Here is a 24358-nt window from a genome sequence, read left to right as displayed (position 1 = left end):
TATGAAAAACTTCTGGTGGCTGTTTGCACACACTCTCAAAGGAATTACAAAAAGCAAAAAACAGCTCATTCTTTATATCGGGGCTCCGCTGATCGGCGTCTTCCTCTCCTTCATGACCAATGCCAACGGCGGAGCCGAAACGCTCAATATCGGCATTCTCGATCAGGACGGCGGAGAAGTGGCACAGGATACGGTCACGTTTTTAAAAGGACTGGATCATGTGAAGATTTCGGAGGAAACGGATGCGTCCGCCTCATCAAAGATCGCTTCAGGAAAAATGGAGGCGCTCATTACGTTTGAAAAAGGCTTCTCCCAAAGCGTAAAAGACGGGAAACCGTCTCACATCGGCATGACCTCGCTGAAGGGCGCCCAGGTCACCGGATATGTCAGCTCTTATTTGTACAATTATATGAACAGCGCCGCTTCAATCGGCAAATCTTCCGGCGGAGACGAGAAAGCCTTTCAGGCGATGTACGCCGATTTCAAGCATTCTCCGATTCAAACGGAGTCCGCTGTTTTGAAAGATACTTCGAACCATAAAGAAATGACTTACTCAGTCATCGGGTATCTCATTATCATTATGCTCTATTCCGCCGGCAACCTGACGGAACTGATGATTAAAGAGAGAGAAAACAGGACGTACTACAGGCTTCTGTCAACGCCGATCACGTCAAAGCAGTATGTATTGGCGAATGCGGCAGTGAATATCATTATCATGGCCGTCCAAATTATATTCGCCGTTCTCTTTATGGGCGCCGCTTTTCATATTCATCCGTCATTCCCGCTGTGGCAGCTGTTCGTCCTGATGATGCTGTTTGCATTAAGCGCAATCGGGATCGCCTTTATTGCCGTCGGTTTTTCCAACAGCAGCTCTTCGGCATCGGCGCTTTTGAACTTGATCGTTGTACCGACATGCTTGCTCGCCGGCTGCTTTTTTCCGGGCAATATTATGCCGAAAACAGTGCAGACAATCGCCGAATTTCTGCCTCAGCGCTGGGTGCTTGATACGGTCGATCAATTGCAGCACGGCCGCACGCTCCAAAGCCTGACGCTGAACATCATCATTTTGGGAGCCTTCGCCGCCGCCCTGTTATTAATAGCCGCATACAGGTTCAGCGTAAAACGTCAGACACAGACATTTATGTAAAGAAAAACAGCCCCGTAAAGGGCTGTTTTTTCTTAGAACAGAAGCTCGTCCGGATTCGGGCCGACACGCTCGTCTTTGTTCAATGCGCTGATCTTTTCCATTTCTTCCTGTGACAGTTCGAAATCAAAAATATCGGCATTTTCTATGATGCGGTGCTCTTTAATCGATTTCGGAATGGTAACGACTTCGTTCTGAAGATCCCAGCGCAAAATCACTTGAGCAACCGATTTGTTATGTTTTTCCGCAATTTGTGACAGCACTTCGTTATCGAGGAGCTGTCCCTGCATCAATGGAGACCACGCTTCCACTTGAATGCCCTGCGCTTTGCAGAAATCTCTTACTTCTTTTTGAGTCAGGCGCGGGTGGAATTCAATCTGGTTGACCATCGGCTTGATTTCAGCATCTTTCAGCAGTTCTTCTAAATGATGCACTTGGAAGTTGCTGACGCCGATGGCGCGGATTTTTCCGTCTTTGTACAGCTTTTCAAGAGCGCGCCATGTGTCTTTATATTTATCCTTGCCCGGCCAGTGAATCAGGTAAAGGTCGAGGTAATCGAGGCCGAGGCGCTCAAGGCTTTTCTCAAACGCGTCAAGTGTCGTTTCGTATCCTTGATCTTCATTCCACACTTTTGACGTGATGAACAGCTCTTCTCTGGCAACGCCCGCAGCTCTGATGCCTTCGCCGACACCCTCTTCATTTTTATAAATAGCCGCCGTATCAATGCTGCGGTAGCCGTTTCTGATTGCCGCTTCGACGGAGTCCGCCGCTACGCTTCCGTTTTCCACCTTGAAGACGCCAAGGCCGAACCACGGCATTTCAACGCCATTATGAAGCTTTACAGTATCTTTTAAGCTTTTTGCCACGTTGAACCATCCTTTCTAGTCATTATGTAAACGGTTATTATTATCTCACATTTCCGCCGTAAGAAACCAATTATACGCTCATCGTTATCACAAAAACCATCTTTAGTGCCCAAGCACCACTTACGTTATTATTTTCCTATTTTTCAAAAATTACGGTTAATTGGGTAACTGTCCGGGTAAATCGCTACTGTAGCCACCACACAATTGAAGGAGGAAATCATATGAAACGTATGCGTATCCCGATGTCCGTTGCCCTTGGCGCCGCTTTGTCTCTGACTCCTCTGTCCTTTGTATCCGCAAAAGAAAACCCGGCCCCTCAAAACATGGCTCAGCAAACATCAGATGTCTCAGCAAAAGATGTCGGATTAAACATTGACGTTGACCTGCTCGGCATCGGCAATTCGATTGCTGACGCGATTAAGTCGGCGCAAAACCGTGACGGCTTCGTCAAAAACTTAATGGAATCTTCATTCTACGCTTCCGGACAAAAATATAATGTCATGGTGTTTAATTTAAGCCAGGAATATGAAGATCATTTTAACGGCGTTCAGTTTTACGGTTCCGCCGTTTATGACGGCATCACGTACGGCATTTGGGTGTTTGAAGACGGAAGCTTCACCAACAAAGGAGATGGCGGCTGGATCAACTGGGCCTTCAGAGGCTGGTTTGACCGCGACGGCGATCACGTCGAATTCCATCGTCCGTAATCTAAAAAAGTCCGGCGAACAGATGCCGGACTTTTTTTATTCATCTCCGTCAAGCATGGCCGCTTCCACATCATTGATGTATTGGCGAAGCTCATGCGACATGTCGCGGGAAATTTCCCGCTCTTCGAATAATGTTTGGATTTCGTTGCGGATGGCCTGCACGGCCCGCAGTTTGATTTCGAGTTTTTGATTTTCAAAACGGCGGCTCGGACTCTGTTCATGATACGAGTGCCCCAGCCTGAAAATCAAGTGATTGTAAAAGGAAATGACGGCAAGCGTCACATCTTTATTTTCTTCAGTCATGTGTTTTTTCAGGCTTTCAATGGCCGCTTTTGCCGTTTTAACCCTTGTGGAGCGAATGAGGCCTTCTTCATTTAAAATCGACATTTCCGGCTTTTTATGTTCGCCGAAAAAGATCCAGTACATCAGGCGTTTCAGCTTTTTCTTAGATAAGCCGACTTTAAACGGGTTCGTATAAAGCACTTCCAGTTCATCAAACCGTTCCTGAAGGCTGTCAGCCGTTTCTTCCGGTATGTCGCCCCGCTCAATCAGCCGCAGCAATTCTTCCTGTTCTGCCTGAATCCCTTGGGCGCGGACTTTCCGCTCATCTTTTTTCGTGCGGTTTTTGACGGTGAACTGCTGAAACCTGAGATTTTTCATTTTCTCATTGTATTCGGCAATGACCGCAAAAGAAGCCGTTTTGTTTGACTCATTCATATTTTCTTTAATGGCGGTTAAGGCAGCCTTTATCAGCTTCCGTCTCGCTGTCAGCAATTTGACTTTCTTCTCTTTCACATTGTCTTCCGGCTTATCTGTCAAAATCGGCAGAACGATTGTCGCCAGCACCAATGTGCACAAAATAACGCCCGCGGCTAAAAAGAGAATCAAATTCCGTTCAGGAAACGGTGAGCCGTCAGAGAGCACGTAAGGAATGGAAAAGGAACCCGCAAGCGTGACCGCTCCCCTGACGCCTGAAACCGAAATCAGCAGGGTCGAGCGCAGGCCGGGTTTATAAATGCTCTGATCCTTGTTAAAAAACCACTTGCCGTTCCAAAAAAACAGCACCCACAAAAACCTGAGAATCATTAACGTCAGCGTAATGACGATAATGTACCCGATGACCATCATATTGTTAAACGCGGTATCATTAAAGATGACGGAAACCACATCCGGTATTTGCGCACCTAAAATAACGAAAACAAGACCGTTCAGAATGAACAAAATAATATTCCACGTACTTGAAGAGACGATTTGCAGTTTGACCATCGTTGATTCAAGACGGTCCTGCTCCACCGCATGCGTGATGCCGCCGGCCACAACCGCTAAAATGCCGGAAACGCCGATTTCTTCAGCCGCGAGATAGATGACGAACGGCGTCAGAATTTGAATCAGCATATGCATCGTGACATCCTGCATGCCGAGGCGCCGCATAAACAGCCGGAAACGGATAATCAAAAAAGAAATGACCACACCGCTGAGTAAACCGCCGGCTGAAATCAGAACGAAACTGAACGCGGCTTGCGCCAGCGAAAATGCGCCCGTCACGGCAGCCGCAATCGCAAATTTAAAAGCGACCAGGCCGGATGCGTCATTCATCAGCCCTTCTCCTTCAAGGAGACGCAGAATGCCTTTTGGCATCTTCACACGCCCTGACAGTGCGCTGACCGCGACAACATCAGTCGGTGACAGAATCGCCGCCAGCCCGAACGCGGCGGCCAGCGGAATGCTCGGAATCATCCAATGAATCGTGTAACCGCCGACAATTACCGTGGCAAACACAAGCCCGAGCGCAAGCAGCAGAATCGGCGCTCTTAAATTCCAAAGTTCCGCACGCGGCGTCCGTTTTCCATCATTAAAAAGCAGCGGCGCGATAAACAAAACAAAAAACAATTCAGTATTCAGTTCAAAATGAAGCCCCTGCGGAAATGACGCCGCAATGATACCGAGCGCCACCTGAATCAGAGGCACCGGGATAAAGGGGACAAACCGATTTACGATATTTGAGATCGCGATAATGGTTAAAAGTACGAGTACGACTAAAAATATGTCCAAAGCTGACCTCCTTCATCTGCTGCATCATATCATTATTGCCTGTTCTCTGCCCTTGTCAAAGGCCGGAGCCGATAATCGGGCAGATTCAATATATTTTCCGCACGCAACCATTCTTCTTTTATTTTACCCGTTTTTATTTAAAATTTCTCATAACGCGCTCACGGCGAACTTTTTTTGCCTTCAGCTACATTTTTTCCGGAAAAAGAAAAAGCCTGTTTTCTCTGAAAACAGGCTTTTTCGCAAGCTGCGTCATCTGTTTCATGACGCGGTGCAGCGTTTATGCGCTCAAGATAGAGAACGCACTGTCAGTGTGTCTCTATCCTTGGTTTTAAGTGCTCATCTTATTCGTGAAAATTCGTGCCGTCTGACGTCGCTTTAATGATGCCCGCGCGGATGACGAAATCCCCGAAGTGTTCGCCTTCCTCACGCTCTTTTGCGTAGCGCGGGAGAATGGTGCGAAGCTCATTCAGAATTTCCTCTTCACCGATATTTTCCCGGTACATTTTGCTCAAACGGCTGCCGTCAAACGCCGCTCCTAAATACATATTATATTTTCCGGGCGCCTTTCCGATAAATCCGATTTCGCCAAGCGCATGGCGGGCGCAGCCATTCGGGCACCCGGTCATACGGATGGTGATTTCTTCATCCCGCAGCCCGTTTTCGTCAACAATGTCTTCAATCTTATCAATCAGCTTCGGCAGATACCGCTCGGCTTCGGCCATGGCGAGCCCGCATGTCGGAAGCGCGACGCAAGCCATTGAACTGCGGCGGAGGGCGGAATGCTGCCGGCCGTCTGTCAGACCGTATTGTTCGATTAATGCGCTGATTTGTTTCTTTTTCTGGCTCGAGACATTGCCGATAATCAGGTTTTGATTAGAGGTGAGACGGAAATCTCCCGTATGGACTTTGGCGATTTCACGCAATCCCGTCATCAGCTTATAATTCTCATAGTCCGTGACGCGGCCGCCTTCGATGAACATCGTAAAGTGCCATTTCCCTTTTACGCCCTTCACCCATCCGTAACGGTCGCCGTTATGGTCAAAATGATAAGGTTTCGCTTCATCCAGCTGCCAGCCGAGGCGGTTTTCCAGCTCGGCTTTTACGTTTTCCAGCCCGAGACGGTCAACGGTGTACTTGAATCTGGCATTCTTTCTGACGGAACGGTTTCCGTAATCGCGCTGAATCGTAATGGTTTTTTCCGCTACATCATACAGCTGCTCCGGTTTGCAGAAGCCGATGACTTTTGAAAGCTGCGGATAAGTGGCCGTATCGCCGTGCGTCATTCCCATACCGCCGCCGATTGCCACGTTGAACCCGATAAGACGGCCTTCCTCCACGATGGCAATGAAGCCGAGATCTTGAGAAAAGACATCGATATCATTGGACGGAGGCACGGCGATTCCGATTTTGAATTTCCTCGGCAAATACAGCGGCCCGTACATCGGTTCCGTTTCCGTGTCAGGAGTTCCCGCCACACGTTCCTCATCAAGCCAGATTTCATGATAGGCTCTCGTGCGCGGAAGAAGGTCATCGCTCAATTTCTTCGACCATTCGTATACTTCCGCATGAATTTCAGACTGGTGGGGATTTGAAGCGCACATGACGTTTCGGTTGACATCTCCGCAGGCCGCAATGGTATCAAGCAGCGCCGCATTGATTTTCTGAATCGTTTTTTTCATGTTCCATTTTAAAATTCCGTGCATTTGGAACGTTTCACGCGTTGTCAGCTTCAATGTATTGTTTCCGTATTTTTGCGCCAGCTCATCCATGACAAGCCATTGTTCCGGAGTTGACACGCCGCCTGGCATCCGGACACGCAGCATGAACTGATAAGCCGGTTCAAGCTTTTGTTTTTGACGTTCATTACGGAGATCGCGGTCATCCTGCAAGTAGCTTCCGTGATGCTTCATCAGCCGGTTGTCATCGTCCGGGATGCCGGCTGAAATCCGGTCGAGCATGACTTCTTTCAATGTGCCGCGCAAATAATCGCTTTTTTCTTTAATTTCCTCAACATCACTTGGAGGGCCTTCCGGCGCTTTTAAAATGTTGTTCACCATGCTGAATAAGCTCCTTTCAAACCAAAATCAATATACGTCACGCTGATAGCGTTTTTTCTGCTGCATGTCTGCCAGGAAGCTTTCCGCTTTTTCACGGCTCATGCCGCCTTCTTCCTGAATGATATCGAGAAGCGCCTGGTGCACGTCATGCGCCATATGCTGTTCATCACCGCAGATGTATACGGCGGCTCCCTGCTGCAGCCATTCATACAGCTCTTTGCTTTGTTCTTTCATGCGGTGCTGCACATATACTTTTTCCTCCGAATCCCGGGAAAAAGCGACGTCCATTTTTGTAAGAACACCGTTTTGCAGCCATTTTTGCCATTCCGTCTGGTACAGAAAATCAGTGACAAAGTGCTGATCCCCGAAAAACAGCCATGTTTTCCCTTCAGCTCCGGTTTCTTCACGCTCCTGCATAAAGGAACGGAACGGTGCGATGCCTGTCCCCGGCCCGACCATAATGATCGGTGTATCCGGATTTTCCGGCAGCTTGAAGTTTTGGTTGTGCTGAATGTAAATCGGAAGCGTATCTCCCGGCTGGAGTCTTTCCGCACAAAGAATGCTGCAGACGCCTTTGCGTTCTCTGCCGTGCGCGTCATATCTGACCGCTCCGATTGTCAGATGCACCTCTTCCGGATTCGCTTCTAAACTGCTTGCGATCGAATAGAGCCGGGCCGGCATTTTACGCAGGATCGAAAGAAAGTCTTCCGCGGAAGCTTCCCACGGACCGAAATCCCGGACGAGATCAAGCAGATCACGGCCGTTGGTGTATGCTTTCAGCTGCTCTTCGTTTCCTTCGGCCAGAAGTTCACTCAGCTTTTGATCAGCCATAAACTGTGCGGCCTTTTGCAAAAGCGGCTTTGTTAAGACGGTAATTTCAAAATGAGAAGTAAGCGCGTCTTTCAGCGGACGGCGCTCTCCTTGTTTATTCACCGCCACTTCCTGTTCCGGATTCCATTTCAGCTCATTGATCAGCTCATCAACGAGCGCCGGATCATTTTCCGGATAGATGCCGAGGCTGTCTCCGGGCTGATACGCGAGGCCCGACCCTTCAAGCGAAAGCTCGAGATGACGTGTTTCTTTATTTGAACCGCGTCCGTTCAGATTGATGTTCTCAAGAACCTCCGCCCGAAACGGGTTCGTTCTGGAATAAACGGATTCACCGAGAGCGGGCGTCTCGGCAGGCGCTTCGGCTGTTTGATTTCCCGCTCCTTCGTTCAAACCGCCGATGACCGCTTCAAGCCATTCCGAAAACGGCTCATCATAATCAAGATCGCAATCAACCCGCGGCGCAAGCTGGGTGCCGCCGAGCTCTTGAAGACGCTCGTCAAACTCTTTGCCGGTCTGGCAGAAAAATTCATACGAGCTGTCCCCGAGCGCCAAAACGGAGTAACGGAGCTCTTCAAGCTTCGGCGCGCGTCTGCCGTGAAGAAAGTCATGAAAGGCCAGCGCGTTATCCGGCGGATCGCCTTCTCCGTGTGTGCTCACCACGATCAGTAAATTGTTTACTTTTTTCAGATTATTCGGCTTAAAATCGTTCATCGACGCGACGGTGACCTGGAATCCCCGTTCCTCAAGCGTCTTTACCGTCTGTTTCGCAAGACCTTCCGCATTTCCCGTTTGCGATCCGTATAATACGGTCACTTCTTTCGAGACTGCCGGGCTTTCAGCAGGAGCCTGAGCAGCGGGCGCGGCTGTTTCACCGGATTCGGACCGGGCCGCAGCCAAATAGCCGCTCAGCCAGATTTTCTGTGATTCTGTCAAGGTCGGCAGAAGGCGGTTAAGGAGCTCTGCCTGCTCCTGATTAAACGGACTGTTCATGACCTGAAGTTGCAACGATATCCACCTCACAAGGAATTAAACGTAACGTACGTTATTTCTATAGGAATTGTCAAAATAATATTCTAATTGAAACTTTACCGAAAGTTTGTATGTAAGTAAAATATATAATCATGATGACAACGATTAAGATTACTAATGATAAAAAGCCCTTTGCACTCAGCAAAGGGCTTATACGAATAAGCCGGCGGGCACTTCTTTTATAAAAGGAGAGGGTTCTCCCGGAGACAATACGGTCAAATGATGCATCGCCCGCGTACAGGCCGTATATAACAGCTTACGGTCATGTTCGCTATTGTACTGGGCAGCAGAGGCGTCAGCGGCGATGACGGCGTCAAACTCAATGCCTTTTGCCAAATAAACGGGAATGACGCATACCCCTTTTTGAAAAGGCTGGTTTTCTTTATTGATTAAACGGACACCGCTCTCGGCGCTGACCGCCTGAAACACTTTTTTGGCTTCCGCGGCCGTTTTGCAGATGACGGCGACCGTCTCCCAGCCTTTTTGTCTGAGCTCCCGGATTGTATCCGCCAATTGTTCCCGCCGCGCATTTTCTGTATCCGTCCGCAAAACACGCGGTTTTTCCCCGTTCCGGTTAAAAGGCTCAATGTCATCGCCGTCAGCCAGCAGCGCTTTCGTAAATTCAACAATCTGCCGCGTCGATCTGTAAGTCCGCTTCAGGCTGACATACTTTTCTGCACCATTGCGAAAGCAGCCGGCGAGGGAAGAAGGGCCCGTAATGGTATGGGCATAAATCGACTGGCTGACATCACCGAGCACCGTCATCTTTGCCGCCGGGAAGATGGTTTGAATATACGTGAGCTGAAATGGGGAATAATCCTGCGCTTCATCAATGAAGACGTGCTTCATTTGTGTGTTTTTTCTTTTTCCTTCTAACAGATCCTGCAAATACAGATACGGAGCGGCATCTTCATACGGAAGCGACCGTTCTGCAAATGCGTTTCCGGTCAAAGCGCCGATGCTCTCCCAATGATCGGGCTTTTCATCAGCTCCCCAGTCTGAAAACAGCCGGAGATACATCCGTTTTATATCGAGAAAGCCGAGCCGTCTGACGGCCTGCTTAATCGGTTTAAAGGCTTTGCCGACAATAATGGCGCCAAGCAGGCGCTGTTCGCGCTGATGGTCGTCAAATGCAGGTTCATCATCTGCCGCCTGCTTCTTGAGTGTTTGATAAACCTCAGCATAGTCTTCCTTATCAAGCAGCTCGCTCTCCTGCAAGACCCATTCCTTCTTACGCTCCTTTTTTTCGAGAGCGCTGATTTCCGCGAGAAGCCATTCCGCCGTCAGCTCCGCTCTGTTCGGAATCGGCAGCTGCTGATCAAGCGAATAAAAATAGGCTTCAATCCGCTCTTTTGAAATCAGGATGTCTCCCCGGAAGCTGATCTGTTTACATTTCAGGCCCGAGACCGAAAGCGACCCGGCATAGCGGTCAATCATGGCCTGAAAAGCTGATGACGCTTTGTAAGCAATGGCTGCGAGCCTTACGGAAAGTGCGTCCTTATTTTGTTCAGTCAGGCAATATTCAAGCTGCTCGTACGGGCTTTCACAATCAAACTTTCGTCCGAGCCGGCGGATGATATATTCCTGAAAGGTGGCCTGCTCCATATTCTCTTCTCCCAATTCCGGCAATACGGCGGACACATAACTGTTGAACAAAATGTTCGGGGAAAACAATACAATCTGACGGGCATCAAGCACCCCGCGCCCGCGGTACAGCAAGTAAGCGGCCCGCTGAAGCGCCGCGGATGTTTTCCCGCTTCCGGCGGCTCCCTGAACGATGAGATATTTGCTTTTTTCATCCCGGATGATTTCGTTCTGTTCTTTTTGGATGGTTGACACGATGTTTTTCATATGCTGTCCGGAATGGCCGCTCAGCACCTCTTGCAGCATTTCGTCACCAATCGTCATATCCGTGTTAAACATCGCTTTAAGCGTCCCGTTTTTAATGATAAACTGCCGCTTCAGTGTGATGTCTCCCTCTATCGTTTCTTCCGGAACTTCATAGCGGGCTTTTCCCGGGGAATATTGATAGTAAAGAGATGAGATGGGCGCGCGCCAATCATAAATGAGAAATTGCTCGTTGTTTTCATCCATCAAAGAAGTCAGCCCGATATAAATCCGCTCGGAAGAGGACTCCCCTTTTTCCGTAAAATCGACACGGCCGAAGTAAGGAGAGGTTTTCAGCTTTTGGATTTTTTGAAGCTGCCGGTATTGAAGCCGATGCGTCCGTTCACGTTCTGAAAGCATTTCCGCCTGCTGTTTAATGCTTGAAAATGTCTCAGCCGCTTCATGGGCGTCATCCATATTCACGGTGACATCATCCCAAAACGTTTTTCTCAGGCCGACAATATCCTGCTTCAATCCGCCCGATGATGTTTCCAGAGACCGCTCTTTTTTGCGGAGCTCCTTCAGCACTTCATCTATTCTTGACTGCTCTTCCTTCCATTCCTTATCCTGCTGATTCATGAACGGCACCTCCAAAAAATAGTTGACAAACACATACGAAATACTGTAAAATATAATTGGATACATATATTTAATATATAATAAAATAGGCAAATACAATTCATCTTAGCACATTCACCCAATATCAATCAAGATATGGGTTATTTATATGCAAAAAAACCGATTTCGCTTTGAAATCGGTTTTTTGATGTTAGTTATCTAAACGAAAAGAACGGTTTGGCAGCTGCCACTTAAACATATAGGAACAAACGCGGCAAACAACAAGCACGAAAAACAGAACGTACAAGCCAAACGAATTTCCCAGCCAGCCGAGGCCCACGATTAACCCTCCGAGCGCGGCCCAGACTGCATAAATTTCCGCCTTGAGCACAAGCGGCTTTCTGCCCGCGAGCAGATCCCGTATGATGCCGCCCCCGCTGCCGGTCAGGACCGCTGCCGCAATCACCGCACTGAGCGGGTGGCCCATTTTCACGGCATATAAAGCGCCTTGGATGGCAAACGCCGAAAGCCCGATGGCATCGGATAGGTTGCCCCATTTACTCCAATGCCTTAACAGCAGCTTCGGAAACAAAAAGACAATCGTAACTGATGCGAGAGCGATTTGAAAAAACGCGCCTTGCTCCCACAAGGCGGAGACCGGAACACCGATCAGCAGGTTTCGGATGGCTCCGCCGCCGAACGCCGTTACAATCCCCAAGATATACACGCCTAAAATATCATACTCCTCTTCCATCGCAACAATCGCTCCGCTGACCGCAAACGCAATGATGCCGATTACACTAAGCAGCTCCCAGGCCATTCCATATGCTCCTTTTTATTTGTTAAATTTTCTGACGACCATTAGATTTTATAATCGCTTTCTCTTAAAATCAACCTTATTTTTGAAAGATTCTGATTCCTGATCCGGGACAACCTCACCCGCAACGGCTGAGAGCGAGATTATTTTCCTATTTTATACTTTAATGGAAGGTTTATTAGAAGTTTCATTGAATACTTTCTCTAACAAAAAGGGGGTTATGAGATGAAAATCAGTTCACTTGTTTTTCCTGTTTTATTGGCCGCCGGATTAATTCCCGGCCTGCCGTCAGCTGAAAGCCATACGCATTCGCACACTCATGCGGAGCCGACGAAAACGGTGTATACGGACCCGCTTCCGAAAGCCGATCATTTTAAAGATCTGAAGGGCCCGGTCCAAGTTGAACAGACGGTTGACACAAAAATTCTGGATGAAAACGGCAAGCAGGCCGGCACGAAACGATTTAATGCCAATGTCAGTCAGGATAAAGCCTCAACTAAAGCCAGTACGGGCAGCCAGAAGGTCAGAGTGCTGGCGGTGGCGGACGCTGAATACCGCGCCAAATACAGCGACTGGCAAACACGAATCGTCCAGATCGTGGAGCAGGCGGATGTCGCTTTTAACCGTGATCACAACATTGATTTCGTCGTACAGGCCGTGCAGGCTTGGAATTCCTCCGGCTCAAACAGTTCTCAGATTTTATCGAATCTCCAAGGCAGCTTCAGAAATCAAAATTATCATTTTGTCGTCGGTTTTACCGCAAAATCAAGTTTTGACGCCGGCGGTATCGCGTATGTATATAACGGCAAACCGAGCGGCCCGGCTTTCAGCGTGAACCTTGATCAAGGAACGGCCAACACGGCGAAAGCGGCACAGCACGAGTTTTCCCATAACTTCGGACTTCAGCATGACGCCCAAGGCAGCGGCATCCGCTGCGTCATGAATTATGATTATGCCTATTCCGTGGATATTTGGGACAGCTCCCATAACAGACAGATTGCGACAAATAAAGCTTGGTACAAATAATAGAAAAAGAGCCGCTCCTATGGAGCAGGCTCTTTATTTTGCCGTGCGTTCCGTTTTAACAAAACACATGCAGATAATAATGAGAATAAATGCCGTCAATGCCAGGAAAGGAATGGTAATGAAACCGAACCAGTTAATATATTCAGATGAGCAAGGCACGCCGTACACACACGGCTTGATGCCGCTGAAACCGGGCACCTTCTGCTCAAGGTAATGCATGATCGATATAAACGCGCCGATGACGGCCATCGGCAGCACATATTTTTTCACGCGCGTGTCACCCTGGAAGGTGGCGATTCCTAAAATCAGGACAAGCGGGTACATGAGAATTCTTTGATACCAGCACAGCTCGCACGGTATGAATTTTCTGATCTCGCTGAAATAAAGGCTGCCGAGCATGGCAGCAAGAGCTATCACCCAAGAAGCATATAAAAATACGATTCTATTTTTCATTTTTCAGCTCTTTCTTAATCGTTTTTGAAATCTCCTCATAATCAGAGAATTTTTTAATCACTTTGTTATTTACGTAAATCGTCGGTGTCGCCGTAATATTTAATTTATCATTCAGGTCAGTGTCAGCTTTCAGCTCTTTTGCGAAGGTTTCTTTATCAAGGTTTTCCTTCAGCTTGTCAGGATCAACCTTTTTCGCGGTGCTTTTGACCGTTTTTTCAAGCAATGCAGGCGTGACCCATTCCTGTTCGCTTGACGGCTGCTCTTCAAACAGCTTCTCATGAAAAGCCCAGAATGATGCCGGGTCTTCCTTCCACACCTCTTCTGAAGCAAGAGCCGCCAGACGCGAGCCGCTTCCGTGGTACATGACGTTCACAAATGAAAATTTCACGTCGCCTTTATCGATAAAATCTTTTTTGATTTTCGGAAAGATATCGCTGTTAAATACTTTGCATGACGGACATTTGTAATCTCCGAATTCAACTACCGTAACAGGCGCGCTGTCTTTGCCGAGCACGGGCTGTCCTTTAATGGAAGGCTGTTCGGCGACTGTTTCGCCCGCTTTTTCCGTTTGGTTGTTAATAATTACGATGGCCGCAAATAAAACGACAACGATTAACGTCAGAATCACCGCAAATTTCGCAGACGATTGTTTCTTTTTCACTCAGACACCTCATTGTTTTTAAAATAAAAAAGAAGCGGATGCCGGATGGCCCGCTTCTCTATTTTACCAAGACAACCTTGTTTAAGAAAACCCTGAAAAACGAATTATCTTTGACAATTATTCCGCTTTCACTCTCATGACGCGCATCGCGTTGGCAACGGCGATCAGCGTGACGCCTACATCTGAAAAGACCGCTTCCCACATGGTGGCGAATCCGAATGCGCCAAGCAAGAGAAAAATGATTTTTACGCCTAAAGCAAATCCGATGTTCTGCCAGACGATCCGGCGTGTGCGGCGTGCAATCCGGATGGCTTCGGCTGCTTTTGACGGCTGGTCTGTCATCAGGACAACATCGGCCGCTTCGACGGCGGCATCAGAGCCGAGAGCCCCCATGGCAGCTCCGATGTCAGCTCTGGCAAGCACAGGCGTATCATTAATCCCATCGCCCACAAACATCAGTTTTTCATTCGGTGAAAGCGCCGCTTCAAGTTCTTCGACGCGGTCTACCTTGTCACCCGGCAAAAGCTCTGTGTACACGTCATCAATACCGAGCTCTCGGCCGACAGCTTCTCCGGTCTGCTTTGAATCACCCGTCAGCATCACTGTCCGCTTCACGCCGAGCGCTTTTAAATTGGCAATGGCCTGTTTGGCGTCCTCTTTGATTTCATCGGCGATCACGATCGCCCCCGCATACTGCTGATCAACGGCGACATAGACGACGGTTCCGTTATTTTCAGCTGTGCCGGAAGCGATTTGTTCTTTTGCCAGCAGTTTTTGATTTCCGGCCAAAATCGTTGATCCGCCGGTTTTCACCCGAATGCCGTGTCCGGGTATTTCTTCATATTCTTCAATCTCCTCAGCCGCGAGCGGTTGATTGTAAGCCTCACGTATGGAAGAAGCAATCGGATGATTGGAATGGACTTCTGCAAGCGCGGCTGCATGAAGCAGGCTGTCATTCGTAAACCCTGCCGCCGGCTTGATATCAGTAACGGCGAAATTGCCTTTCGTTAAGGTTCCCGTTTTATCAAACACGGCGTATGCCACCTGATTGAGCGCTTCTAAATAGTTGCTGCCTTTCACGAGCACCCCTGCTTTAGACGCAGCCCCGATACCGCCGAAAAACCCGAGCGGAATGGAGACGACGAGTGCGCACGGACAAGAAATCACAAGGAAAATCAGCGCGCGGTACACCCAGTCGGATAGCGCGGCTGAAGGCACGAGAAGCGGCGGTAAAAAGGCGAGAAGCACCGCAACAATGACAACGGCCGGTGTATAGTACTTGGCAAACTTCGTAATAAAGTTTTCCGTTTTCGCTTTGCGTCCGGCCGCATTTTCGACCAGATCCAATATTTTTGACACGGCAGAGTCTTCATACCCTTTAGAGGTTTCAATATGAAGCACGCCGTTCTGATTCATAAATCCGGCCATCACATCTTGCCCCGGCTCCGCTTTTCTCGGCACGGATTCGCCCGTTAAAGCGGATGTATCAACCATCGAGGAACCGCTCAGCACCTTTCCGTCCAGCGGAATCCGTTCTCCGGGATTCACGATGATGACCTGTCCGACTTTGACGTCCTGCGGGGGAACGGCAGCCATGCCGTTTTCCGTTTTCACATTGGCGTACTCAGGACGGATGTCCAATAACGCGCTGATCGATTTTCTGGATCGGCTGACGGCCGCTCCCTGAAACAATTCACCGATTTGGTAGAACAGCATGACCGCGACGCCTTCCGGATATTGATGAATGATAAATGCGCCGATTGTGGCAAGCGCCATCAGAAAATGCTCATCAAATACCTGGCCGCGGACAATATTTTTTCCCGCTCTGGCTAAGATATCGCCGCCGATGATCAAATATGAAGCAAAAAAGAGCAGAAACTCAAGAACGGCGCCCGTGTGCGCGAAGTAAGCGATGACGGCCAAAACGGCGCCCGCCGCCAATCTCACTAACATCAGCTGCAGCTTTTTGCGGTATTCATCCTCACCGGGTTTGTCTTCGTGCTTCGAACGAACGGTCACATGAGGATCAATGGACTTTACTTTTTTCGCGACTTCATCTTTCATCCATTGCTCGTTTTTCCCGCCGGCTGAGACCGTGATGGTGCTTGCCGCAAAATTGACAGCACAGCCGTCTATGCCGTCAATGGCTTTTACGCCGTTTTCTATTTTTTTTGCACAGTTGCTGCAATCAAGTCCGTCTAATACAAATTCACCTTTGGCTGCTTTCATTTTCGACTCACCCTACTTTCCGTAATAGGATTCCCATAACATCAATACAGGTAAACGAATTTATATATATGAACATATACTCATATAAGTGTTTTCTCTATTATATGCAGGCTTTGAATAAAGTGTCAATAAAAAAGACAAAACCGGCATCAGCCGATTTTGTCTTTTTTCACCTTCTGTAAACGCAAAGCATTAAGCACGACCGATACCGAGCTGAACGCCATGGCGGCGCCTGCCACCCACGGAGCCAGAAAGCCGGCTGCCGCAATCGGAATGCCGATGCTGTTGTAGCCCAATGCCCATCCTAAATTCTGCTTGATGTTTCTCATGGTCAGCCGGCTCATGCCGATGGCGTCGGCAATGCCGTTCAGGTCTCCGCGGATCAGCGTAATGTCCGCCGCTTCCATTGCGATATCGGTGCCGGTGCCGATGGCCATTCCGATATCGGCCACAGCCAGCGCCGGAGCATCATTGATGCCGTCACCGACCATCGCCACGCGCCGGCCTTCTTTTTGCAGCCGGGAAATTTCCGCCGCCTTTTGTTCGGGAAGCACTTCGGCGATCACGCTGCCGATGCCCGCGGCTTTTGCAATGGCTTCCGCGGTCTTTTTGTTGTCACCGGTCATCATGATGACGTCAAGCCCCATATCATTCAGACGTTTCACCGCGGCCGGAGATGTTTCTTTAATGGTATCGGCGACTGCGATAAGCCCCGCCGCTTTGCCGTCTGCCGCAATAAGCATCACCGTTTTTCCTTCCGCCTCCAAGCGGGCCATTTGCGGAAGCAGCGCTTCATGTTCAATATGCTCTGATTCCATCAGCCGTCTTGATCCGGCTAGAATCGTTCTGCCGTCAGCCTCTGCATAGATTCCGGAACCGATCCGGGCTTGAAACCGGGTGAGTTTCGGGATGGAAATCCCCCGTTTTTCGGCTCCTGACACGATGGCTTCTCCGAGCGGGTGCTCTGATCCCGTTTCGGCGGCCGCCGCCAGCCGCAGGAGTTCCTCTTCGTTCATTCCCTCTGCCGGTACGGCATCTGTCAGAACCGGTCTGCCGTTTGTCACCGTTCCTGTTTTATCCAGTACGATTGTCGTCAGACGCTGGGTCTTTTCTAGATGCTCCCCGCCTTTAAAGAGAATGCCGAATTCAGCTGCACGGCCGGAGCCCGCCATAATGCTCGTCGGAGTGGCGAGCCCCAGTGCGCACGGACAGGCAATGACAAGCACGGCGATGAATTTGCCGATCGCTTCAGAAAACTGTCCCGGCGCCGCCCATACATACCAAATGAGAAAAGTCAGCACGGCCAGCCCCAGCACAATCGGGACGAAAATGCCTGAAATGTGATCCGCGAGCCGCTGAATGGGGGCTTTTGATCCTTGGGCTTCTTCCACGATTTTAATAATGTGTGCAAGCGCGGTATCTTTCCCGACATTCACCGCTCTGATTTTGAGAAAGCCGTTTGCATTGATCGTCGCCCCTGTGACGGTGCTTCCGGGAGACTTATCGACAGGCATGCTCTCTCCCGTAATCATCGATTCATCAATCGCGGAATGGCCTTCAATCACTTCGCCATCGACAGGGACGCGTTCTCCCGGTTTCACGTATACGATGTCCCCCGTCCGAACCTCGTCAATCGGAATCACCTGTACCTTCCCTTCCCGCTCAACCGCCGCCGTCTTCGCCTGAAGCTTCATTAGCTTTTTAATCGCTTCTGATGAGCGGCCTTTTGCTTTCATCTCTAAAAGCTTTCCAAGCAATATCAAAGTCAGCAAAATGGCGCTCGTTTCATAATAAAGCCCCTCAGCATGTCCGTCTCGCCCGAGAGACGCAATCGTCATGTACAGGCTGTATGCGTAAGCGGCCGTCGTTCCGAGCGCAACGAGAACATCCATATTGGCGCTTTTGTTTCTCAGCGCCTTGTACGCTCCCGTATAAAAAGGCCAGCCGATGACGAGCTGCACCGGGGTGGCAAGCGCAAATTGCAGCCACGGATTCATCAGGATATCCGGCATCCAGATAAAAGAAGTAAAAGAAAAATGGCTGACCATCGACCATAAAAGCGGAAAGGAGAGAACGGCAGAAAATATGAGCCTGATCAGCTGCTTTCGCTGCTCTTTCTCCTTTTGGGATAATCCGCCGTCTCCATCAACCGCTTTCTTCCCGTCTAATCGGTAGCCGAGTTTTGCCACGGTCTCTTTCAGCTCTTTCGGTGTCACCTCTTTCGGATTGTATTCAACGGTGACTGTTTCCAGGGCGAAATTCACCGGTGCGCTCACAACGCCCTCTGTTTTGTTCAGGCGCTTTTCAATCCGGTTGGCGCAAGCGGCGCACGTCATGCCTTCAATCTGAAAATCGGCTTTTTCCGTCACGACGTGATAGCCGAGTTTTTCAATTTTATCCTTTATGGCGCCAGCTTCGATTTTGTCAGGCTGATAGGAAATATTTGAGGTCTCAAGCGCAAGATTGACGGAAGCGTCATTGACGCCGTCCATCCGTTTCAGCCCTTTTTCAATTCTTGAAGCGCAGGCGGCGCATGTCATGCCCCCCACTTGAATGGTCATTTCTTTCGGTTCACTCAATGTCCTCATCTCTCTTCATAAACCCCACGGGGGTATAATTATGATAAAAGAAAACCGCGCCCGTTCCCGCAGCGCGATAAACCTTATACGACGTCATACCCTTGATCTTCAATTGCGTCTTTTATATCTGATACGGAGACTTTGTTCTCATCAAACGTCACATCCACCTGTCCGGCTTCCAATTTCACCTGAACCGCCGTCACTCCGTTCAGTTCTCCCGCTCCGGTCTCTACTGCTTTTACGCAGTGCTGACAGGACATGCCTTCGACTTGCAGTGTTTTTTGTTCCATGATGATTCCCTCCACGTCTTGTTTTTTCTTCTTCATGTTACCATACCCCTGTAGGGTATTTCAAAACATTTTATTTTACGATTTTGCGATTTTTTTCACAACATCAAGCAGCTCGGCAATCGCCTGCTCCCCGTTTCCGCTCTCAATGGCGCCGGCTACGCAGTGATGGGCGTGATCTTCCAGCAGATGAAACGCGACTTTCTGCATGGCCGCCTGCACGGCTGAAATCTGCACGAGAATATCCACGCAGTATCGTTCGTTCTCCACCATATTCTGAATGCCCCTGACTTGGCCTTCAATCCGTTTCAGCCGGTTCAGAATCTGGTCTTTTTCCTTGGCGCTTTTATGATTTAACGATTGATGCTCGGTATGTTTGTCCATTTTCCACCTCGGTTTTTTTCTTCGTTATCTTCATTATACAGACTTGAAAATCCGGTGTAAAAAATTTTCAACACACAAGTTTTACCAGTACGCCCGCGGGGTATATAATGTTATCACATATCAAGAGGGGGAAATTCATTGAAAACGATACAGGTTGGCATATTGGGATATGGTTTGTCGGGTAAAGTCTTTCATGCGCCGCTTTTGGACGTCCTTGATGATTATCAGATCAAAAAAGTCATGACCTCCAGAACGGATGAGGTCAGACGTGATCTGCCGGGGGCTGAAGCCGTGCGCGCGATTGAAGACATTACCGGTGATCCTGACATTGATCTCGTCATCGTTACGACACCGAGCGGAATGCATTATGAATCAGCGATGAAATGTCTCCTGGCGGGAAAACACACCGTCGTGGAAAAACCGATGACGGCGACTTCAGCAGAAGCGGAGGAACTGAGAAGAACGGCTGAAAATAAAGGCGTCTTACTGAGTGTGTACCACAACCGGCGCTGGGACAATGATTTTTTAACGATACAAAAGCTGATTCGGGACGGGGCGCTTCAAGACATTCATACATATCAAGTCAACTACGATCTGTACAATCCGGTTGTCCAAGAAAGATGGCGCGAAAAAAGCGGACCCGCCACGGGAACGCTGTATGATCTCGGTTCACATATTATTGACCAGACACTCCTGATTTTCGGAATGCCGGAATCCGTCACGGCACATGTGATGAAACAGCGGGACAACAGTGAAACCGTCGATTATTTTCTGGCCGCGCTCCATTACGGCAAACTTCAGGTCATTCTTCAATCCGGCTCTATGAATGCGGCAAACGGCCCGCGCTATCAGATTCACGGACGGAATGCAAGCTTTATCAAATACGGAAAGGACGGACAGGAAGAGGCGCTTTCAGCCGGCCAAAAGCCGATTGACGACAGCTGGGGCGCCGATGACCCTGACAACTTCGGAGAGCTGACAATCGCAGCGGATGAAAAAAGGCATACAGAAACAATCCCCTCTGAGAACGGCTCTTACCTTACGTACTACAAACTGCTGGCGGACAGCATCTTAAACGGAAAACCGCTTCCCGTTACGGCAAAAGAAGGCATCGATGTCATCCGTGTCATTGAAGCGGCGATGAAAAGCAGCGAGCAAAAACGGACGATTGCCCTTTAATATAAAAAACCTCCCTGCCGACGGCGGGGAGGTTTTTTTAAGATCAGAATGATTTTCCGGCTTCTTTCGCGCGGGCAATCGCATCTTCTTTAATTTGCTGTGCTTTATTCGGTTCAGCATTATGGCCTTCAACGATTAAACCGTCAAAAGAAGGAACGCCGAAGAAGTTCATCATGATGCCGATGTAACGGTGGCCCATTTCCATGTCAGCCGCCGGGCCTTCAGAGTAATAGCCTCCGCGCGCCTGAATGTGGAGCGCTTTTTTGTCAGTCAACAGACCGATCGGGCCTTGCTCTGTATATTTGAATGATTTTCCGGCTACAGCCACAGAATCAAAGTACGCTTTCATAACAGGCGGGAATGAGAAGTTCCAAAGCGGTGTGACGAATACGTATTTGTCAGCTGACGCGAATTGATCGCTCAGCTCGTTCAGACGGCCGACTTTCGCTTTTTCGTTTTCAGAAAGCTCTTCAAATCCTGTGCCTGATTGAAGTTTTCCCCAGCCGCTGAATACATCCGCGTCGATATGAGGAATGTTCTCTTTGTAAAGGTCGATATGTACAACCTCATCATTCGGGTTTGATTCTTTATAAGAATCGATAAACGCTTTTCCTGTCGCCATGCTGTAAGATGTCTTTTCATCATGAGGATGAGCAGTGATATAAAGTACTTTTGCCATTGTAAACAGCCCTTTCGTTTTCAAATTACACACACATTTATTATGAAATATGAATGTTTTTTTATACTGATCAGTTCTGTAATAATTATAGTTACAAAAAATTCTTTTCGCAACAATAATATCTCGAAATCAGTATATTTTTTAAAAAAGGCTGCAAGAAGTGCCTCCAGCAAATCGAAAAAAACCCGAGTTAAGCAAATTTCGACAAAGAAAAGACCGATCTTGACCACCTTAAGGCTAAATCGGCTGTTTCATTTCAGATAATGTATTCGTGCAAAATGTTCCTGCTCTTATATTAGAGACAAACGATTTCCGCTTAATACGTTCGTATTTATCACACTCTTTTATTGCAGGTCTGCTTGCCAGTTTAACAAACGCTTCATTTTCTGTTCTGTTTCACCTTCTTGGCGAGGTTGGTAAATGGTTAATTTTAGTTCAGGCGCATCGTACACCTGAAGAGTAATATGGTCCATAATCATTTCTCCAACTAAAGGGTGCAGAAGTGTTTTTTTGCCGCAAGGAGTACCTAGAACTTCATGCTTAGGCCACCAATTACGAAACTCAGGGCTCTTATTGGTAAGTTCTTTAATGATATCTTTAAACCACTCATCACCGACAAAACGTGTATAGGCTAAACGAAATTGAGCAATCAAGCGTTGCGCATGATCTTCCCAATTAAGAAAGAGCTCTCGGTATTCTTTAGACGTAAAGCAACGCCGGACTGCATTACGATCTCGATCATTCATTTTATCAAAATCACCAAAAACCACCGCAGCAGCTTTATTCCAGCTTACTATGTTCAATTTTTCGTCGGTTACATAGGTAGGGCAGTATTCTAATTGACTCAATACATTTTTCAGGACGCTATTTACACTTTCAACGAGCGGTCTTCCCGCCTTAGATAGCAATGGCTGATTCGCTAATAAAAATAGATGCTCTTTTTCCTCTTCATTTAACCTGAATACACGCGAAATAGCCTCCAATACGTCTGAAGATACCTGTATATCACGCCCTTGCTCTAACCATGTATACCAGGTTACTCCTATTCCTGCCAGCTGAGCTGCTTCTTCTCGGCGCAGTCCTTCTGTTTTTCTGCGCGGCCCAATCGGTAAACCAAAGTCTTGAGGAGATAATCGCGCCCGTCGTGTTTTTAAGAAATCCCCTAGTTCTTTCCTTCTTTCTTTGTCACTTAACATGAACTTCTCCCCTTATAAGTAGTAGTTTTAATAATAGGATAAACACACTCCTATTCCCATTATAAACCTTCATCTATTCTAATAAATGAAGGAGGTGAGTTTATGGTTTTCAAAAATAGGGCTGAACCTTTTCCGAAAGGATTAGTTCTTCTCATGGCTGCAGCATGCGGTTTTACAGTAGCTAATGTCTATTTAAATCAAACGCTCTTAGTCAGTATGGCAAATACTTTTCACGTTTCTGAAAACTATATAGGAATTGTAGCAACTTTAACTCAAGTGGGATATGCATTGGGAAATCTTCTATTGGTACCATTAGGTGACATTTTTGAACGAAGAAAATTGATCCTAAGTTTATTATCAATTGTATGTATGATTTTAGCCGCAACAGCTTTATCGATGAATGTAACGTGGCTGATTGCAGCAAACTTAATTCTTGGATTTGTTACCATAGTCCCTCAAATTATTGTTCCTCTTGCTGCTAATTTAGCTTCAGAAGAGAACAGAGGAAAAGTGTTAGGGAATGTTGCCATTGGCTTAGTGTGCGGGATTTTAGGCGCTCGATTTATCAGCGGCTTTGCAGATTCCCATTTTGGATGGAGATCAATGTATTGGGCTTCTTTTGCCGGCACAATGATAATGATCATTTTAATGGCAATGTATCTCCCAAAAAGCAAAGGAAATCATGCAATGCAGTATAAAACATTACTTGCATCTTTAGGCACGTTATTTAAAAAGGAAAAAGTGTTGCAAAAAGCTTGTCTTAGTCAAGGAATGATGTTTGGTTCCTTTAGTGCCTTCTGGACAACTCTTATTTTTTTATTAAATACTTCTCCGTATTCTTATGGGAGCACCGCGGCAGGTTTAATAGGTTTAGTGGGAATAGCTGGAGCCTTTGCAACTCCCATGATTGGCCGGGTGATCGATAAAAAAGGATCAAAATTTGCTAATACCTTATGTATGTTTATTTCTTTAATCGCTTTTCTAATCTTCATATTCTTAGGATTTTGGTTACCAGGATTAATTCTTGGCGCACTATTAGTAACAGTTGGCACGCAAGCAAATCAAGTTGCTTGTCAAGCTGCTATCTTTCAACTATCTCCTGAAAAGAGAAGCAGATTAAATGGTTTATACATGGTATCTACATTCTTAGGCGGATCTTTAGGGTCATATCTAGGTGTACTTGCTTGGAGCAAATGGCATTGGTATGGAGTATGTACAGTTGGGATACTCATGATAGGTATTGCTTTTAGTTCCTTATTTAGCTTGCCTAAAAAAAGAACAGTAAAAAATAGAGAGTTCGAGAAAGGAAGTCATATCTAATGTCTGAAAATAAAGAAAACTTTAAAAAAGGATTGGAAGTATTATCAAAAATAGATCCGGACAACTACCTGAATATCGTGAACAGTTTTAAAGATTCAGCAGCACCTGACTTGGGAACTTTGGCTGTGGAATTTAATTACGGTCAAATTTTTTCCAGACCGGGATTAGATTTAAAATCCCGCCTTCTTGCAGCAGTTGCTGGTCTGACTGCTTTAGGAAATACGGAACAATTAAAGTTTTATATTAACGGAGCTTTAAATGTCGGATGGACCGAAGAAGAAATTATGGAAGCTATGATGCAAATGTTAATTTATGCAGGCTTTCCTGTCGCATTAAATACCATTTTAACAATAGCTAACGAAGTATTTTCTAAAAGACGAAATCAGCTGTCAGCCAATTTATTGGAAGGAGAGTAAA

20 protein-coding genes are annotated in these 24358 nt (G+C 47.6%); 6 read left to right on the top strand and 14 right to left on the bottom strand.

The features are described 5' to 3' along the window. The first annotated feature begins 1 nt into the window (after position 1). Complete coding sequence (locus C5I45_RS03805; protein ID WP_003151747.1) at positions 2-1147, top strand: ABC transporter permease; 1146 nt, start codon at positions 2-4, stop codon at positions 1145-1147. 32 nt (positions 1148-1179) lie between these two features. On the opposite strand, the gene C5I45_RS03800 is transcribed toward C5I45_RS03805, so the two are convergent. Next, complete coding sequence (locus C5I45_RS03800) at positions 1180-2010, bottom strand: aldo/keto reductase (RefSeq protein ID WP_007410023.1); 831 nt, start codon at positions 2008-2010, stop codon at positions 1180-1182. 221 nt (positions 2011-2231) lie between these two features. Here C5I45_RS03800 and C5I45_RS03795 point away from each other — a divergent pair, with 221 nt between their 5' ends. Next, positions 2232-2717, top strand: a complete 486-nt coding sequence (locus tag C5I45_RS03795) for a hypothetical protein (protein ID WP_003151740.1) — start codon at positions 2232-2234, stop codon at positions 2715-2717. A gap of 36 nt (positions 2718-2753) precedes the next feature. On the opposite strand, the gene C5I45_RS03790 is transcribed toward C5I45_RS03795, so the two are convergent. From C5I45_RS03790 to C5I45_RS03765, 5 genes are all read right to left on the bottom strand, one after another. Further along, a complete protein-coding gene (locus C5I45_RS03790) occupies positions 2754-4769 on the bottom strand; it encodes a Na+/H+ antiporter (protein ID WP_003151737.1) in 2016 nt (671 codons plus the stop codon). 341 nt (positions 4770-5110) lie between these two features. After that, positions 5111-6826: an assimilatory sulfite reductase (NADPH) hemoprotein subunit gene (gene cysI, locus C5I45_RS03780; protein WP_107994245.1), complete on the bottom strand. Its 1716-nt coding sequence runs from the start codon at positions 6824-6826 to the stop codon at positions 5111-5113. A 27-nt stretch (positions 6827-6853) separates the two neighbouring features. After that, positions 6854-8662, bottom strand: a complete 1809-nt coding sequence (locus C5I45_RS03775; RefSeq protein ID WP_079004893.1) for an assimilatory sulfite reductase (NADPH) flavoprotein subunit — start codon at positions 8660-8662, stop codon at positions 6854-6856. Between the two features lie 174 nt (positions 8663-8836). Next, on the bottom strand, positions 8837-11152 hold the full coding sequence (gene helD, locus C5I45_RS03770; protein ID WP_107994244.1) for an RNA polymerase recycling motor HelD: 2316 nt from the start codon (positions 11150-11152) through the stop codon (positions 8837-8839). Positions 11153-11342: 190 nt separating this feature from the next. Next, positions 11343-11951 carry a trimeric intracellular cation channel family protein gene (locus C5I45_RS03765; RefSeq protein WP_032876509.1) on the bottom strand — a complete coding sequence of 203 codons (609 nt, stop codon included), beginning with the start codon at positions 11949-11951 and terminating at the stop codon, positions 11343-11345. A gap of 222 nt (positions 11952-12173) precedes the next feature. Here C5I45_RS03765 and C5I45_RS03760 point away from each other — a divergent pair, with 222 nt between their 5' ends. Then, a complete protein-coding gene (locus C5I45_RS03760; protein ID WP_107994243.1) occupies positions 12174-12974 on the top strand; it encodes a zinc-dependent metalloprotease in 801 nt (266 codons plus the stop codon). Between the two features lie 33 nt (positions 12975-13007). Here C5I45_RS03760 and C5I45_RS03755 read toward each other — a convergent pair whose 3' ends face one another. From C5I45_RS03755 to csoR, 6 genes are all read right to left on the bottom strand, one after another. After that, positions 13008-13427, bottom strand: a complete 420-nt coding sequence (locus tag C5I45_RS03755) for a disulfide oxidoreductase (RefSeq protein ID WP_007410015.1) — start codon at positions 13425-13427, stop codon at positions 13008-13010. Then, positions 13417-14088, bottom strand: coding sequence for a disulfide bond formation protein BdbD (locus C5I45_RS03750; RefSeq protein ID WP_044052901.1), 672 nt, complete (start codon positions 14086-14088; stop codon positions 13417-13419). The genes C5I45_RS03755 and C5I45_RS03750 overlap by 11 nt, the downstream gene beginning before the upstream one ends. 117 nt (positions 14089-14205) lie before the next feature. Next, on the bottom strand, positions 14206-16317 hold the full coding sequence (locus C5I45_RS03745; protein ID WP_107994242.1) for a heavy metal translocating P-type ATPase: 2112 nt from the start codon (positions 16315-16317) through the stop codon (positions 14206-14208). 149 nt (positions 16318-16466) lie between these two features. Then, on the bottom strand, positions 16467-18896 hold the full coding sequence (locus C5I45_RS03740; protein WP_107994241.1) for a heavy metal translocating P-type ATPase: 2430 nt from the start codon (positions 18894-18896) through the stop codon (positions 16467-16469). An 83-nt stretch (positions 18897-18979) separates the two neighbouring features. After that, on the bottom strand, positions 18980-19186 hold the full coding sequence (gene copZ, locus C5I45_RS03735; protein WP_107994583.1) for a copper chaperone CopZ: 207 nt from the start codon (positions 19184-19186) through the stop codon (positions 18980-18982). A gap of 75 nt (positions 19187-19261) precedes the next feature. Next, the gene (gene csoR, locus C5I45_RS03730; protein ID WP_013353610.1) at positions 19262-19567 is read right to left on the bottom strand and encodes a copper-sensing transcriptional repressor CsoR; all 306 of its coding nucleotides are present in this window, start codon (positions 19565-19567) and stop codon (positions 19262-19264) included. Positions 19568-19705: 138 nt separating this feature from the next. On the opposite strand from csoR, the gene C5I45_RS03725 reads away from it, so the two are divergent. Next, on the top strand, positions 19706-20746 hold the full coding sequence (locus tag C5I45_RS03725) for an oxidoreductase (RefSeq protein WP_107994240.1): 1041 nt from the start codon (positions 19706-19708) through the stop codon (positions 20744-20746). A gap of 43 nt (positions 20747-20789) precedes the next feature. Here the strand turns inward: C5I45_RS03725 and C5I45_RS03720 are convergent, their stop codons facing one another. Both C5I45_RS03720 and C5I45_RS03710 read right to left on the bottom strand, forming a co-directional pair. Next, on the bottom strand, positions 20790-21425 hold the full coding sequence (locus C5I45_RS03720; RefSeq protein ID WP_107994582.1) for an FMN-dependent NADH-azoreductase: 636 nt from the start codon (positions 21423-21425) through the stop codon (positions 20790-20792). Between the two features lie 344 nt (positions 21426-21769). Then, positions 21770-22621, bottom strand: coding sequence for a helix-turn-helix transcriptional regulator (locus C5I45_RS03710; protein WP_043867424.1), 852 nt, complete (start codon positions 22619-22621; stop codon positions 21770-21772). A gap of 102 nt (positions 22622-22723) precedes the next feature. Here C5I45_RS03710 and C5I45_RS03705 point away from each other — a divergent pair, with 102 nt between their 5' ends. Together C5I45_RS03705 and C5I45_RS03700 are read left to right on the top strand one after the other, a co-directional pair. Next, on the top strand, positions 22724-23941 hold the full coding sequence (locus C5I45_RS03705; protein ID WP_014305819.1) for an MFS transporter: 1218 nt from the start codon (positions 22724-22726) through the stop codon (positions 23939-23941). Further along, positions 23941-24357, top strand: coding sequence for a carboxymuconolactone decarboxylase family protein (locus C5I45_RS03700; RefSeq protein WP_014305820.1), 417 nt, complete (start codon positions 23941-23943; stop codon positions 24355-24357). Before C5I45_RS03705 ends, C5I45_RS03700 begins: the two co-directional genes overlap by 1 nt. Position 24358 lies beyond the last annotated feature (1 nt).

The sequence above is a fragment of the Bacillus sp. ZY-1-1 genome (assembly GCF_003047165.1).
Lineage (GTDB): Bacteria > Bacillota > Bacilli > Bacillales > Bacillaceae > Bacillus > Bacillus velezensis.
Note: the sequence above shows the minus strand (reverse complement) of the source record. Positions and strands in the feature narration are given on the sequence as shown.

What these genes read in the sequence shown, in the direction of transcription:
- helD (WP_107994244.1), bottom strand. Translation starts at nt 11,152, where the DNA reads ATGAATCAGCAGGATAAGGAATGGAAGGAAGAGCAGTCAAGAATAGAT.
- C5I45_RS03700 (WP_014305820.1), top strand. Translation starts at nt 23,941, where the DNA reads ATGTCTGAAAATAAAGAAAACTTTAAAAAAGGATTGGAAGTATTATCA.
- C5I45_RS03710 (WP_043867424.1), bottom strand. Translation starts at nt 22,621, where the DNA reads ATGTTAAGTGACAAAGAAAGAAGGAAAGAACTAGGGGATTTCTTAAAA.
- C5I45_RS03765 (WP_032876509.1), bottom strand. Translation starts at nt 11,951, where the DNA reads ATGGCCTGGGAGCTGCTTAGTGTAATCGGCATCATTGCGTTTGCGGTC.
- C5I45_RS03755 (WP_007410015.1), bottom strand. Translation starts at nt 13,427, where the DNA reads ATGAAAAATAGAATCGTATTTTTATATGCTTCTTGGGTGATAGCTCTT.
- C5I45_RS03705 (WP_014305819.1), top strand. Translation starts at nt 22,724, where the DNA reads ATGGTTTTCAAAAATAGGGCTGAACCTTTTCCGAAAGGATTAGTTCTT.
- csoR (WP_013353610.1), bottom strand. Translation starts at nt 19,567, where the DNA reads ATGGACAAACATACCGAGCATCAATCGTTAAATCATAAAAGCGCCAAG.
- C5I45_RS03720 (WP_107994582.1), bottom strand. Translation starts at nt 21,425, where the DNA reads ATGGCAAAAGTACTTTATATCACTGCTCATCCTCATGATGAAAAGACA.
- C5I45_RS03805 (WP_003151747.1), top strand. Translation starts at nt 2, where the DNA reads ATGAAAAACTTCTGGTGGCTGTTTGCACACACTCTCAAAGGAATTACA.
- C5I45_RS03745 (WP_107994242.1), bottom strand. Translation starts at nt 16,317, where the DNA reads ATGAAAGCAGCCAAAGGTGAATTTGTATTAGACGGACTTGATTGCAGC.
- cysI (WP_107994245.1), bottom strand. Translation starts at nt 6,826, where the DNA reads ATGGTGAACAACATTTTAAAAGCGCCGGAAGGCCCTCCAAGTGATGTT.
- C5I45_RS03760 (WP_107994243.1), top strand. Translation starts at nt 12,174, where the DNA reads ATGAAAATCAGTTCACTTGTTTTTCCTGTTTTATTGGCCGCCGGATTA.
- copZ (WP_107994583.1), bottom strand. Translation starts at nt 19,186, where the DNA reads ATGGAACAAAAAACACTGCAAGTCGAAGGCATGTCCTGTCAGCACTGC.
- C5I45_RS03795 (WP_003151740.1), top strand. Translation starts at nt 2,232, where the DNA reads ATGAAACGTATGCGTATCCCGATGTCCGTTGCCCTTGGCGCCGCTTTG.